The sequence below is a fragment of the Candidatus Firestonebacteria bacterium RIFOXYD2_FULL_39_29 genome, from assembly GCA_001778375.1.
Taxonomy (GTDB): Bacteria; Oederibacteriota; D2-FULL-39-29; order D2-FULL-39-29; family D2-FULL-39-29; genus D2-FULL-39-29.
Genome location: MFGV01000011.1, coordinates 1 through 13421, shown reverse-complemented (window position 1 = coordinate 13421; position 13421 = coordinate 1). Strand labels below are relative to the sequence as shown.

Below are 13421 nucleotides of genomic sequence, written 5' to 3'. Positions count from 1 at the left end.
AAAGGAGTTTTTATATGGCAGAAGGAAAAAGCGGCAGTATCTGGTTCTACATAGTTATTCTCATTGTCGGTGCGGTCATTGGTTCTGTTATCGGGGAGCTGATCGGACAGATAGGCCCAAAAGAGGGTATTATTCATAATATACTTGTTAATGGGGTTAACCCTGGTCTAAATCCGGCTTCAGTGATAGATTTAAAGTTCTTTACAGTTACCTTTGGTTTTACACTTAAACTTACCTTAAGCAGTGTTCTTGGTATAGTAATAGCAGGGTTGATTCTAAGAAAAGTATAAAATAAAAAAAGGCGCAGAAGCTGATAAGCATCGCGCCTTTTTTTAATGGTTACTCAGCTGTAGTTTCGGCTAAAAATTTCTCAGAATAATCTTTTATTGATCCTTTCTTTCTGATATCTTCCATGAAATTAGAGAAAGAAGATTGCTGCTTTTTGTTCAATATATCCGTTTTAAGAGTCTCTTTTTCTTTTTCGAGTTTCTTCATATCCGGTTCTTTTAGATCTGCCAGTTCCAGAACATATATTCCTGATGTACTTTTTGCCGGCCGGCTAAGCTCTCCCTTAACTCTTAAAGATTTAACCGACTTTAAAAAATCCGAAGTATCGTCTATGTCTTTAATGGACTTGTCGTTCATGGTAAAATATCCGGTATCTTTAATTCCATACTTGGAGCATGCTTTATCAAAAGTAGTTTTGCCTTCTTTGATAGACTTATAGATGTTTTCTGCCTCGGCTTCCGCCATGGGCGATGCTTTTTCTTTTTTGATATTATCTTCAATCTGAGTTCTTACGGTCTCAATTGTCTTATACCCTTCCGGAATAAACCCGGTCAGTTTGAAAACATAAAATCCTTTTTTTGTTTCCACAACTTCGGAGGTTTCACCCGGCTTTAGTTTAAGGATTGCAGCCTTTACCGTTTCCTGTTCGTCAGAGTCTATGTCTTTAGGGTTTAAAAACTCAGAACGGGAAAAAGAGCTCTCTTTCACGATAAAGCCGCCGATTTTAGCTCCTGCGGAAAAATCTTTTTTTATATTTATTAATTTTTCAGAGGCGTTGGTCTTGCCCTTTGCATCAGGGGAGGGTTTAATCAGAACATGTCTGGCTCTTATCTCATCGCCTTTTTTTTCTTCAACTTTTATTATATGATAACCAAAATCTGTTTTTACCGGTTCCATGGTGTATTCTCCCGGGTTCAGCGAAAAAGCTGCTTTTTCAAATTCAGGGACCATCATGCCTTTTTTAAAAAAGCCCAGATCCCCGCCGTTACTTTTTGATCCCGGATCTTCCGAATATTCTTTTGCCAGATCTTCAAATGCGGTGCCTGTTGACAGCTTTTTGATAAGCATCACCGCTTTTTCTTTGGCTGAGATATCAAACTCTTTTGTAAAATCCAGCATTACATATTGAACCTTAAATTGTTCCGGAATACTAAATTCATTTTTTCTCTCGTTGTAATACTTTAAAATATCATCTTGAGGGATCTTAAATTGTTTGGAAAAAGCAGCAGTATCTATTTTTATGAAACGCACCTTTTTTTGGCTGTACTTGATGTCAAGTTCCTCATTTAGTTCATTCTCGCTTACTTTTGAAGAGTCACGAATCATCTGCTGTACTTTTATAAGATTGGAATTATTAATAAAGTCGGCGATTAATTCTTCTTCTGTTATTTTATTCATTTTTAGAACATACTTCAGATAGTTAGGATTGTATTTCCCTTCGACCGTGTAAGTTTCTCTTATTTTTTCTTTTACTTCAGCTTCGGAGGTGGTTATTCCGTTCTTTTTTACATAATCCAGAAGCAAATGCTGATTAATTAGATTCTGAACAGTCCCTTTTTTGATATCTTTTTTGTACATCTCAGGGACTTCTTCACCTTTAAAAAATCTTGTTTGATACTGTTCCAGAGTTCTCGTATATGCTTTACTAAATTCATCGTATTTTATTGACTTTCCGTTTACTACGGCCACTGTGTCAGGATCCTGCCTGAAGAGACCGCTCGTTATTCCCGCATAACCTAAACTTAAAACAAAAGCTATTGCCACTCCAAAATATATATACTTCATAACTTTCTTGTTTCTAAATACTTCCATTGCCATAATATGTGTTCCCCCTTAGAAGGTAATATTACATAAAGCCAAAACAATAGAATAATAATATCACCAAAAAAGGAAATATTCAATATAATATTTGACAAATATCATTTTCTATGATATTAATTATAAGATAGGGGTTGCAAAAGGAGTGACCCGGGGGGAATAAAACGATGGAAGTGGGTGAAATACTTTTAAAGAAGCATGTTGATGAGGATATGCTTAATTTTATTAAGAATTATATTAATACATTTGAGAAGCTTGATATTGTCAGATTCTTTGGTCTAAATTCCTCTTCCCGCGTGGACGTAGAAACCCTTACCGAAGTTACAAATAATAAAAAAGAAGAAATAAGCAAGGCTATTAAAGAGCTTGTGAAAGCACACGTTTTAGAAGAAGTAGATGTTGACGGGAAAAAATTGTATGAGCTTTCTCAAAATAAAAACACACTGGAACTGGTTAAGCGGTTTATCTCCTATTATAGTAAGAACTCTATTCGTATGTTGATAATAGGTTATCTGCTGAATAAAAGTATTGAGACAAAAAGATAGCTGGAAAGTCAGGAGTTTTATGACAAACGATACAAACAGGGTAAAAACCGGTATAAAAGGTCTTGATGAGATGCTGGGTGGCGGGCTTTATGAAGGAAGCAGTATGCTCCTTAAAGGTGCGCCCGGGACAGGAAAGACAACTCTTGGCCTGCAATTTATTCATAATGGAATTACAAAATTTAATGAAAGCGGATTAATAGTCACCTTTGAGGAATTCCCTCAAAAGCTTTATCGTGATGCTTTGAGCCTTGGTTGGGATCTTAAGGACCTTGAGAAAAAAAATAAACTCAAAGTTATCTTTACCAGCCCGGAAATATTTTTAAAAGATTTAAAAAGCGGCGCTTTTATTACAAAGCTTGTTGCCGAAATGAATATCAGAAGAGTTCTCGTTGATACCGTTAGCTATTTTCAGGGCTTATCCGGCGAGGCTTTTGAATTAAGGAAAATATTCACAAAGGTGATTTATGGTCTTGAAAAAGAAAATATTACTTCTGTCTTTGTAGAAGAGTCAAGCGATAGCGGTGTTGATGTTGTGAGCGTGACACATGATTTTTCCTATGTTGTTGATGTTGTCGTTTCACTCAGATTTGTCGAGGTGGAAGGTGCCATCAAAAAAGCTATTTTAGTCTTAAAGACAAGAGGCAGCGAACATGATGAGAAGATAAGGGAATTTATGATTAATAAAAAAGGTTTTGATATAAAAAATAAATTTGAAAGTGTGGAAGGTATATTAAGCGGAAACACAAGAAAAGTTATTTCGGAAAGACTGGAAAATTTCTTCGTAAAAAAGCTAAAATAATAGAAAAAAGGTTTTAGGTGCTTGGTTCTGGGTAATAGGAAGAAAGATAAGAAGGCGGTCAAATGGCTGTCTTTTTTTTTGAGCTAAGTATCTTTCAATTGCTTTATGAGCAGAGGGATCCTAAAGTAGTGTAATCGTAGGAAATCTTTTAAGCTTGAACAAACCCCGTTTTTATAGTATAATCACCCTCTATCGTCGTATTTAATGTGTCCCCATAGACTAGTTGGTTAGGTCACCACCCTTTCAAGGTGGTCGGACGGGTTCGAGTCCCGTTGGGGACGCCAAATTTGCTTAGGCAAATTTGGCCGAGAATCGATAGTCGAAATTCGAGATTTGATTATGGAGGATATCGATTCGGTCCATTTTCGATTCTCGATTTTCAAAAGATCTCTTTGCGAAGCAAATATATAATAACCTCATATCGCATTATGCTGAAACATCTTTTCTATTTTCATCCCCGTGTGTTTCCCTTTCAAAAATCAGTATTGACTTTATGCAAGACTTTATGTATACTTTATGCAAGATATGTGGAAACCAAAGTATAATATAAATAACAGAACCTTACGGCTTCTGGAAGAAATTGCAGGGCTCAAGGAAAAGATACAGTCTGCGAGTGTGAAACTTCCGTGGATTCCTGCACTTGTTCGGGATGCAGCTGTTAGCCTTGCACACGGGTCTACGGCAATAGAAGGATGCACCCTTTCAATTGAAGCAGTTGAATCGCTCTTTGACGGAAAGGAAGTGGTTGGTTATCCGGAAAAGCATGTTGTAATGGCAAGAAATTATTTAAGCGCAATAAAGTGGATAATTAAAAGAGAGAAGGACAAGATAATAGATAAAAAGGATATTTTGCGCCTTCACGAAATAATTGTGACCGGAGCTCTTGAAGGCGGAAAAGCAGGTGAATACCGGAGAGTGGATGTTAAAGCCGGACTTCATTTTGCCCCACACTGGAAAAAAATACCCGGGATGATGGAAGAATTCACGGATTGGATAAACGGAGAAGCGAATGAACTGCCGGCCGTTATATCTTCCGCGTTGATGCATCTTCAATTTGTTACCATACATCCTTTTCAGGACGGCAACGGACGAAGCGCCAGAGCTTTTGCTACCTGGGATTTATACAGAAAAGGTTTTGACTCGCTTCATATTTTTTCTTTAGATGAAGTGTTGAATGAAAACCGGCGTTTTTATATCAGCAACCTTCAATATGTCCAGGTTGAAGGGCGCCCCATTGATATCTGGTTGGAATATATGTGCGAGAATGTTCTGGAAACACTGGAAAGAACTTATAAGCGTATCCTAGCGGTTGGCATAAATGAGAAATTAAATGTTTCCCTGACTCTCAGACAGGAAAAATTACTAAGGTTATTACAGGAAAAGAAACTCGCGGGTATAAGAGAAATAGCCGAAGCGTTAGGCACAACCCTGCCCGGAGCGCATTATGTAATGAAACCCCTGATTAGTTCAAGTGTGATAGAAGCGGTAGGTAGCCATAAAAACGTGAAATACAGGGTAAAAAAATGAAAACCTTGATAATAATTATGGTGTTAACTGGGGCTTTGTTCTCTGAGCAAATATTTGTCGAGCCCCCTATCGATTTTTCGAATACTCCGGTAAAAGTAGCCATTGAAACACTGTTTTTAAAAGCGGGGGCCAAATACTTAATAGAAGTGAATCTCTCAACTTACGGCAGTGTGACAATGCTTTTTAAAGAGCGGCAGGAATTAGATGAGTTATTGAAGCTGATTCTTGAATCGAAAAAACTTGATTTTGAAAAAGATAAAGCAGGCATTTATCACATAAAAACCGGGAAAGCGATTAATGAAGAAGATGATAATTTTGGCGACATAATTGCCAGAAGTAAGTTATATATTACCTGGAACATTGTAAAAGATAAATTGCAGTATCGGGAATATCTAAAGGGTGTGGATCCGACAAAGAAGAATGAAACAGTGGATGTTCCTTTGGAATTTGCAAAAATTCCAATAATTGAAGTGCTGTCGGTTATTCTGGCAAAAACCGGAAATAATTTTATGACCGCTGAGAATAGTATGGATTTTAAGGTAACTTATAAATTGATGGAAAAAATGAAACTTGATGATTTACTTAACAACGATTTTAAAGGATACAGGATATAAATACGATAAGTCGCAAGATATGTATTATTTCTTAAGAAGAAGAAATTTGAAACTAAAATATATCCAATGACATACACTATTGTTTCTGACATTTTTGATATGAACATGTCTAGCCGACGTTTAATAGATAAAATGTATTTTGAAAATAACGAAGATGGCTCAAAGTCGCTGGAATACAAGTACTCGGATTTTAAAGGCTATGAGGAGTTTTATAGCAAAATTAAAGACAAGTTGACTACACAGGCTAAGTTAGAGAATAATAATGACAAAAAAACTGTCAGAATTACAGATAAAACCGAGAATATACACTCTCTGATAAAATTATTGTATGATAAGTAATTTAAAAATGACTGCATTAACGGTTATGTTAATATTAATTCTTGAGGTTTAGGGCGCGGAGCACGGTGTCTTTAGATACTTTGAGAGCTTTTGCAATTCCCGTAATGCTCATGCCAAGCATATGCAATTCTGTTGCTTTAGGCGCAAGCCCTATATATAGCGGGATATGATCAGACAGGGTAATGATAATATTGGCTGTAATTAAACTTTGAGTTCGATTCGCTTCACAATGGGGACGCCAAATTTCCAAAGAGGAAATTTGGCAGAGCAATTGAACAATCGAGATTAGACAATAGATAAAAGCCAGTTCAATTGCGTTCTATTGCTCAAAAGTCTTTTTTTGAATGTTGCTTAGTTCTATTGTTCAAAAAGATCTTGTGTGGAAGTTTCGAGTTCTATTTTCAAACTATCTGTTTTTCACGGGGGTGAAAAATGCCATTCCTTTTCGAAAATCTAAAAGTCTATCAAAATTCTCTTAATTTTGCTGAAGAAGTCAGCAATCTTACCGAAGGGTTCCGGAAAGGTACCTATTATCTCGTTGACCAGTTGAATCGTGCATCTTTATCAATTGCAACGAACATCGCCGAAGGAAACGGTCGCTTCCAAAAAGCCGACCGTATACATTTCTTCAGGATAGCCAGAGGTTCTGCTTTTGAATGTGTGCCTATTCTTGAGTTATGCAAGAGAAAACAACTAATAAGCGAAGAGCCCAACAAAAAACTTAAAGAAAAGCTGAATGAAATAGGTAAAATGTTAACAGGATTAATTCAGTATTAGGCTGATATTTTCTGGCAGAGTCTGCCTAGGCGGACGATCTATTTTCATACCTGTGTGTTTCCATTCCAAATATCATCGGAAATCTTTACGGTTGACAAAAATCAATTATACAGATATAATGCAACAAGTAAATATTGGAGTGTGTTACAATATTTACGCGTATAATATGGAGTGGGGGAAAATATGGGCGCAGGCAAGCAAATTGTCAGGTATATGGAAGCAAGTACAGGAGCTGATCTTTCTGAGAAGATGGTTTTTATCGGCGGACCCAGGCAGGTCGGGAAGACCACGCTTGCGGAACAACTGGGAGATAAACTTTACAAAGGAAATTATCAGTACTTGAATTGGGACAGCCGGGAAGACAGAACGAAAATTCTTAGTGAAAAATTTGAAACAAAAAGCAAGTACATCATTTTTGATGAGCTGCACAAATACAAGAATTGGAAGAATTATATAAAGGGTATTTACGATAAGAATAAAGAAAGGCTCAATATCTCGGTCACTGGAAGTTCCCGGCTTGACATTTTTAGGAAGGGCGGGGATTCTCTTTTGGGTAGATACCGTTATTATCGGTTGCATCCTTTTAGTGCCGCAGAAATGGCAGGAATATCCTATAAAGGAGTTCCTTTAAAAGATAATCCTGATTATAACGGTAAAGTTGACGGCAAGATATTTGAAAGGCTTTGGAAATATGGAGGCTTTCCCGAGGTTTACCTGAAACAGGATGAAGCGGGACTAAGGCGCTGGCATAATGAACGATCTGACAGGATTATAAAAGAAGATATAAGAGATATTGAGTGTATAAAGGATATTTCCGCTATGCAGGTGCTTGTTGAATTATTGCGGGGAAAAGTCTCTTCCGAGTTATCGATTGAATCCCTCTCTGAAGATCTGAAGGTTTCATTCAAGACAGTTCAGCATTGGTTGGATATTTTGTCCAGATTTTACTATATTTTCAGGATAGCGCCTTTTAGAAGTTTAAAAATAAGGTCTTTAAGTAAAAAAACTAAAATGTATCTATGGGACTGGTCAGAACTTAAAGATGAAGGCGCCAGATTGGAAAACATAGTTGCGTCGCATCTTCTTAAACTTACTGACTACCTGTATGATACACAGGGCTACAAAGTAGAGCTTCATTTCATAAAAGACAAAGATCAGAGAGAAACAGATTTTCTTGTTTCTGTGGATAATAAGCCCTGGTTTGCCGTGGAGGTGAAATCTTCGTACAGAGAAATTCCCCAAACTCTCAGATATTTTATAGAAAGGATTGGTATACCGGCTGCTTATCTTGTGGTGATGGAACCGGGGAAAGATTTTATTATTAAAGGCGTAAGGGTTATTAGTCTAGATAAGTTCCTTGCTGGATTGGTTTAGCGTAAATCCTTAGAAAACCCACTGCGTATGCTAAAACCCTCTTTAAGGTTGGACAAACATTCCAAATTTCGACTGAAAAATGCTTTGAGATTACTTAATTTTGTGGTAAAATAATTTAAATAGTGTTTTACCGGGTGAATAGAGGGGAATCAATTATGCATTTCGAAGTAGTTAGTATTATAGTATTAATGGGGGTTTTATGAAAAAGTTGTTTATGATATTTGCGGTATTTTCCTGTTTTTCTGCTGCAGGCTTTGCTCAAGCTGCTACTAAAACCAGTTTTTTATATGAGGAACTTGCCAATGAGGAAAAGGCAGTACATGAAGTCATGAGTATAACTGGAGTCAGTGAAAAGGATATAAAAGGAGATTATAAAAAAGTTGATCTAAAAGATATGTTGATGGCATATTCTTGTTCTTGTTCGCTTGATGCTTTTTTATCTGGCGATGGAACCGGCTCAAATAATGAGGATATGACAACAGCGGTAATATACAACATTCAGGATAAATACCGCAATTATTGCGACCGGATATTTAAGGTCAAAGTAACAAAGGGTATTTATTTGAATGTCAATAAAACACAGCTTTCTGATGAGATGTATTCGGCAATACAGTCAATGGATTCGCTGAGTCCTGTAGAAAAAAACGTCATAAATAAAAGCGATATCAGTTATAAATGTTTTGGCAGAAAATTAACTATACGGGATTCAATAACTGCCTGTGTTGTGGCGGCAAAAACAGGTAAAGATTTGTCTTCTATTGCGGAAAAGAGGATGAGTGGGGTTGATTGGGAGACTCTAATATATGATTTCCGGCAAAGCAATATGTTTGTCAAATCGAATTATTTCAGATGGATACCATTGGTCAGCATGAGGACGGGGGAGACAGTAGGTTACGTGGGTTCGCTTTATAAAGTACACGTACCCAAAAGGATACAGGGCAAAATATCCGTTGAAGACCTGAACGGTATTTTAAGCGCGTGTGCGACTGCGGCTTCAACTGTAAGCATTCCTGAAGGTTACAAAGAAATGTCTCAGGATCAGGAGCAAACGGAATTGGCGGAAAAAATATGCAAATTAATAAATGCTGACCAATCTGTTGTTCTTGAGAGCATTAAAAAAACAGATAAGATAGATCAGGCAGTTAAAATTGCCATAATAGCAAATAAAACGAAAAAAGCCGTAAATGATATTATAACTGAAAAGAAAAAATATCAGACAATTGGTATGCTTTGTAAACAGTTTTTAAAACTCAGTCCGGGTGAAATAAAAGAGATAAATGACCTTGCGGATTCCGCAATGAAAACATTAGAAAAGAAATAGAATTGAATATGCAGAAGGTTTTAAGGTTAATAAAGTTTGCAATGTAAATGATAAAAATCCATATTTAATATAGAAAAACCAGCCAGAATTTGCTAATATAATGATAAGTATGCCCTGCGGGGGCATTTTTGTATTTGTAGTATCATTTTTAGCGGGAGGGAAAAAGTTAAGAAAGATGGGGATAATTGTACAGAAATTTGGCGGGTCGTCGGTTGCTACTCCGGCAAATATGAAGGATGTGGCAAGACGTATCGTTAAATGCAAAGATGAGGGCAACGAGGTGGTTGTCGTTGTTTCTGCTCCGGGTGATGAAACAGATAATCTTATTGATCTTGCCAAGCAGATAACTGATACTCCGGATGAAAGGGAAATGGATGTACTCTTGGCAACAGGGGAACAAAAATCCATTGCGCTTATGGCGATTGCGATTAAATCTCTGGGTTGCGATGCTATTTCCTTTACCGGACCGCAGGTTGGTATTGTTACTGATGATGTACACGGTAAAGCAAGAATAGTCAAGATTGGCGGAGAAAAAATTGTTAAGGCTCTGAAACTTGATAAGGTGGTTATTGTTGCCGGTTTTCAGGGTATGGATGTTGATGAGGATATTACCACTTTGGGACGGGGCGGGTCTGATCTTACTGCTGTAGCAATTGCCACGGCTCTTGGCGCGGAAGTTTGCGAACTTTATAAAGATGTAGACGGAATACTGACTACAAATCCTAAGATAGTTCCGGAAGCCAGGCTTATTAAAAATATCTCCTACGAGGAAATGCTGGAGATGGCTTCGGCCGGTGCTCAGGTAGTTAATGCAAGGTCTATAGAATATGCACAGAGATATAATATGCCTGTACGGGTAAGGCCCACCTTTAACGAAGGAATGGGTACGATGATTACGAAGGAGGCAAAAGAAATGGAAAAATTATATGTCAGCGGTGTTACTTACAGCAAGGATGAAGCAAAAGTTACAGTTTACGGCATTCCTGATAAACCGGGAAATGCAGGTGCGATTTTCAGAGCTCTTGCCGATGAAAATATTAATGTTGATATGATAGTTCAGGACGTAAGTGAAGAAGGTGTTACTAATCTCTCCTTCACCATCGGGAAAGAGGAGCTTAAAAAATCTCTTGCGGCAGTGGAGAAGGTCAAAGCAAGGATAGGTATTAAAAATATTATGATAGATGAAGGTATAGCCAAAATATCGGTAATAGGTGTCGGGATGAGAAGCCATGCGGGTGTTGCGGCAATGATGTTTGAGGCGTTGTCCGAATCAGGGGTTAATATCGAGATGATTTCAACTTCTGAAATAAAGATATCTGTAGTGATTGACAAAGCGAAAACTGAAGATGCGGTGAGGAAATTGCATTTAAAATTTAACTTGGACAAAATTTAGTAAAGCATTGACGATTTACGAATGACAATTGACAATTAGGAAGGCGGTAAACGCACCGCCGAGTAAATTAGGGACAGCGACCAATTAACGGGCAGATGAAAGGCGGTCTGTCGAGGAAATGCTTATATGAAAAAAGTTATTCTTTATGACACAACTTTAAGAGACGGGGCGCAGGGAGAGGGGGTAACTTTCTCTGTTGATGAAAAACTGAAAATTGCCAAAAAACTGGATGAAATTGGGATTGATTATATTGAAGGTGGTTGGCCGGGTGCGAATCCTAAAGATGCTGAATTTTTCCGGAAATTAAAGGAGCTTAAGTTAATGCATTCCCGGAGTGTTGCTTTTGGCAGTACGAGAAGGGCAAAAAATTCCGCTAAAGACGATGAAAACCTGAAAGCTATCATTAAGTCCGGGTCATATGCTGCAGCAATCTTTGGCAAGACCTGGGACCTTCATGTATCCGATGCGCTTCGCATTTCCCTTGAAGAAAATCTGAAATTAATCTTTGATTCTGTGGAATACCTGAAAGCGAATAAGCTTGAAGTATTTTATGATGCTGAGCATTTTTTTGACGGATACAAGGCAAATAAGGAATATGCTGTTAGAACTCTTTTAGCGGCGGAAAAAGCAGGAGCGGACTATCTCGTGCTTTGCGATACCAATGGCGGGTGTCTGACTTCCGAGATCAAAACAATAATTGAAGACGTAAAAAAACATGTAAAAATATCTCTTGGAATTCATGCGCATAATGATTCCGATATGGCAGCAGCAAACTCTGTAACTGCCGTTGAATGCGGGGCTATGGTCGTTGAGGGGACAATAAACGGATTTGGAGAGAGATGCGGGAATGCAAATCTTTGTACAGTGATTCCAAATTTACAGCTTAAGTCAGGCGTTTCCTGCCTTTCTGCAGGTAAATTAAAAGAACTTACCTCGCTTTCTATTTTTGTTGCCGATATTGCGAATGTAATGCTTGCTGACAATATGCCGTTTGTCGGTTATTCTGCTTTTGCTCATAAAGGCGGAATCCATGTTGATGCAGTTAAGAAAAACCCCAGAACTTACGAGCATACAGAACCGGAATTTGTCGGTAATAAAAGAAGAGTACTTATTTCCGATCAGTCGGGTATCAGCAATGTTCTTTATAAAGCAACAGAACTGAATATTGATATGGGAAAAGATAATCCTGCTTCAAAAGAACTTTTAAGGAAACTCAAAGAATTGGAGAATCAGGGGTACAATTTTGAAGACGCAGAAGCTTCCTTTGAGCTTTTGATGAAAAAAGCTACGAAGACGCATCGAACCTTTTTTAATCTGGAAGGTTTCAGGGTAATACTTGAAAGTAGAGCCGGTAAAGTAGTCTCGGAAGCTACAATAAAAGTTTCGGTTAAGGGTGTTTCTGAACATACAGCAGCAGAAGGGAACGGGCCTGTCGATGCTTTAAATAATGCTTTAAGAAAAGCGCTTGAGAGGTTTTATCCTTCCTTATCTCAGGTTTATCTCAGGGATTTTAAAGTGAGGATAATTAACCCTCAGGCGGCTACCGAAGCTATTTGCCGCGTTAATATTGAGTCTACAGACGGAAAGACTATCTGGAGCACGGTTGGAGTTTCTACTAATCTTATCGAAGCCAGCTGGTATGCGCTTCTAGACAGTATAGAATATAAACTTCTTAAAGACGGAGTTAAGTGATGTCTGCTTTATCCCGTCTGATAACCTGTCTCTTTCTGATAGCTTTTATTCCGGGGTGCGGTACGTTTTATCGTACAATTATTACTATGGAGCCTGTAAACACAGGAGATTATACTATTACCTCAAATGAAGGGATTTGTTCTTTTCTGAAAGAAGGTATTAAGGTGAGTCTTGTCTTTGAGACCAGAAAAAAATTAGAAGAGGTGTCTGAATACATAAATTGGAATCCGTATGTAAGCGAGCAAAAGTACTTCTTTTCGGTGTTCAAACTGACGGTGGAAAACACCAGGCAGGATAAAATATTTATTGATACCGGAAAAACTGTGTTGCTGGACAGCCTTGGCGGTCAGTCAAATTCTCTATCTTTAGATTATTTTAAGTCCCTATATCCCGTGGCCACAATGGTTCAGGCAAAAAACACTTCACGCGGTGATTTATTCTACGATAAAACTGTTATTTACACCGAGGACTATTACAGGTATAACAGGGTGGAAAAAACCCTTTTTATCAACGGAGAGATTTATCCCGGGGTAAAAAGAGAAGGTTACATAGTCTTCGATCAGGTAAAACAGGAAGCGGGGAATATCATTGTTAATCTTCCTGGAATTACTTTGAATTCTAACGGCTCCGCAGAAGGTCTTAAACTCGAAGAAATTAAATTTAAATTCTTGCATAAAGTAGAAATAAAGACAATTACTAATAACTAAGCACTAAATTCTAAACAATAACTAAGAATAAAGCACTAAGCACTAAACTTAAGGAAGTTTATATATAGGTACAAAGATTTTGTTTAAGACTTATTGCTTGATTTTAGATTTGTTTAGTGCTTAGAATTTAGTTATTCAGACTGTGTCGCAATTATTTCTAGAAACACCGTTCTTTGACAACTGGAACCAAGAAGCGGTTTTTTAACCGAACTTAAACATTTTTCCCG

The 13421-nt window shown here is 37.6% G+C and carries 13 protein-coding genes and 1 tRNA gene; 13 read left to right on the top strand and 1 reads right to left on the bottom strand.

Going from position 1 to position 13421, the window contains the following annotated elements; genetic code table 11:
• The first annotated feature begins 14 nt into the window (after nt 1-14).
• Nucleotides 15-290 carry a hypothetical protein gene (locus tag A2536_11350; protein OGF47979.1) on the top strand — a complete coding sequence of 92 codons (276 nt, stop codon included), beginning with the start codon at nt 15-17 and terminating at the stop codon, nt 288-290.
• A gap of 49 nt (nt 291-339) precedes the next feature.
• On the opposite strand, the gene A2536_11345 is transcribed toward A2536_11350, so the two are convergent.
• Complete coding sequence (locus tag A2536_11345) at nt 340-2106, bottom strand: hypothetical protein (protein OGF47978.1); 1767 nt, start codon at nt 2104-2106, stop codon at nt 340-342.
• A gap of 167 nt (nt 2107-2273) precedes the next feature.
• Here A2536_11345 and A2536_11340 point away from each other — a divergent pair, with 167 nt between their 5' ends.
• The 12 genes from A2536_11340 to A2536_11285 all read left to right on the top strand — a co-directional run bounded on the left by A2536_11340 (nt 2274) and on the right by A2536_11285 (nt 13194).
• Complete coding sequence (locus tag A2536_11340) at nt 2274-2651, top strand: hypothetical protein (protein OGF47977.1); 378 nt, start codon at nt 2274-2276, stop codon at nt 2649-2651.
• Between the two features lie 19 nt (nt 2652-2670).
• Nucleotides 2671-3450 carry a hypothetical protein gene (locus A2536_11335; protein OGF47976.1) on the top strand — a complete coding sequence of 260 codons (780 nt, stop codon included), beginning with the start codon at nt 2671-2673 and terminating at the stop codon, nt 3448-3450.
• A gap of 208 nt (nt 3451-3658) precedes the next feature.
• Nucleotides 3659-3734: transfer RNA gene (locus tag A2536_11330), tRNA-Glu, on the top strand.
• A gap of 241 nt (nt 3735-3975) precedes the next feature.
• The gene (locus tag A2536_11325) at nt 3976-4977 is read left to right on the top strand and encodes a hypothetical protein (protein ID OGF47975.1); all 1002 of its coding nucleotides are present in this window, start codon (nt 3976-3978) and stop codon (nt 4975-4977) included.
• The gene (locus A2536_11320) at nt 4974-5591 is read left to right on the top strand and encodes a hypothetical protein (protein ID OGF47974.1); all 618 of its coding nucleotides are present in this window, start codon (nt 4974-4976) and stop codon (nt 5589-5591) included. Before A2536_11325 ends, A2536_11320 begins: the two co-directional genes overlap by 4 nt.
• A 66-nt stretch (nt 5592-5657) precedes the next feature.
• Nucleotides 5658-5930 carry a hypothetical protein gene (locus tag A2536_11315; protein ID OGF47973.1) on the top strand — a complete coding sequence of 91 codons (273 nt, stop codon included), beginning with the start codon at nt 5658-5660 and terminating at the stop codon, nt 5928-5930.
• A 432-nt stretch (nt 5931-6362) separates the two neighbouring features.
• Nucleotides 6363-6707, top strand: a complete 345-nt coding sequence (locus tag A2536_11310) for a four helix bundle protein (GenBank protein OGF47972.1) — start codon at nt 6363-6365, stop codon at nt 6705-6707.
• A 183-nt stretch (nt 6708-6890) separates the two neighbouring features.
• Nucleotides 6891-8081 (top strand): hypothetical protein, encoded by a 1191-nt coding sequence (locus tag A2536_11305; GenBank protein ID OGF47971.1) that lies wholly within the window; start codon nt 6891-6893, stop codon nt 8079-8081.
• A gap of 199 nt (nt 8082-8280) precedes the next feature.
• On the top strand, nt 8281-9402 hold the full coding sequence (locus A2536_11300; protein ID OGF47970.1) for a hypothetical protein: 1122 nt from the start codon (nt 8281-8283) through the stop codon (nt 9400-9402).
• A 175-nt stretch (nt 9403-9577) separates the two neighbouring features.
• On the top strand, nt 9578-10795 hold the full coding sequence (locus A2536_11295) for an aspartate kinase (GenBank protein OGF48009.1): 1218 nt from the start codon (nt 9578-9580) through the stop codon (nt 10793-10795).
• A 126-nt stretch (nt 10796-10921) separates the two neighbouring features.
• The gene (locus tag A2536_11290; GenBank protein ID OGF47969.1) at nt 10922-12487 is read left to right on the top strand and encodes a citramalate synthase; all 1566 of its coding nucleotides are present in this window, start codon (nt 10922-10924) and stop codon (nt 12485-12487) included.
• A complete protein-coding gene (locus A2536_11285; GenBank protein OGF47968.1) occupies nt 12487-13194 on the top strand; it encodes a hypothetical protein in 708 nt (235 codons plus the stop codon). Before A2536_11290 ends, A2536_11285 begins: the two co-directional genes overlap by 1 nt.
• The last annotated feature ends 227 nt before the right edge of the window (nt 13195-13421 follow it).

Excerpts from the sequence above, each read along its gene's own strand:
- A2536_11300 (OGF47970.1), top strand. The coding sequence starts at position 8,281 with ATGAAAAAGTTGTTTATGATATTTGCGGTATTTTCCTGTTTTTCTGCT.
- A2536_11305 (OGF47971.1), top strand. The coding sequence starts at position 6,891 with ATGGGCGCAGGCAAGCAAATTGTCAGGTATATGGAAGCAAGTACAGGA.
- A2536_11285 (OGF47968.1), top strand. The coding sequence starts at position 12,487 with ATGTCTGCTTTATCCCGTCTGATAACCTGTCTCTTTCTGATAGCTTTT.
- A2536_11315 (OGF47973.1), top strand. The coding sequence starts at position 5,658 with ATGACATACACTATTGTTTCTGACATTTTTGATATGAACATGTCTAGC.
- A2536_11310 (OGF47972.1), top strand. The coding sequence starts at position 6,363 with ATGCCATTCCTTTTCGAAAATCTAAAAGTCTATCAAAATTCTCTTAAT.
- A2536_11325 (OGF47975.1), top strand. The coding sequence starts at position 3,976 with ATGTGGAAACCAAAGTATAATATAAATAACAGAACCTTACGGCTTCTG.
- A2536_11340 (OGF47977.1), top strand. The coding sequence starts at position 2,274 with ATGGAAGTGGGTGAAATACTTTTAAAGAAGCATGTTGATGAGGATATG.
- A2536_11350 (OGF47979.1), top strand. The coding sequence starts at position 15 with ATGGCAGAAGGAAAAAGCGGCAGTATCTGGTTCTACATAGTTATTCTC.
- A2536_11345 (OGF47978.1), bottom strand. The coding sequence starts at position 2,106 with ATGGCAATGGAAGTATTTAGAAACAAGAAAGTTATGAAGTATATATAT.
- A2536_11290 (OGF47969.1), top strand. The coding sequence starts at position 10,922 with ATGAAAAAAGTTATTCTTTATGACACAACTTTAAGAGACGGGGCGCAG.
- A2536_11335 (OGF47976.1), top strand. The coding sequence starts at position 2,671 with ATGACAAACGATACAAACAGGGTAAAAACCGGTATAAAAGGTCTTGAT.
- A2536_11295 (OGF48009.1), top strand. The coding sequence starts at position 9,578 with ATGGGGATAATTGTACAGAAATTTGGCGGGTCGTCGGTTGCTACTCCG.
- A2536_11320 (OGF47974.1), top strand. The coding sequence starts at position 4,974 with ATGAAAACCTTGATAATAATTATGGTGTTAACTGGGGCTTTGTTCTCT.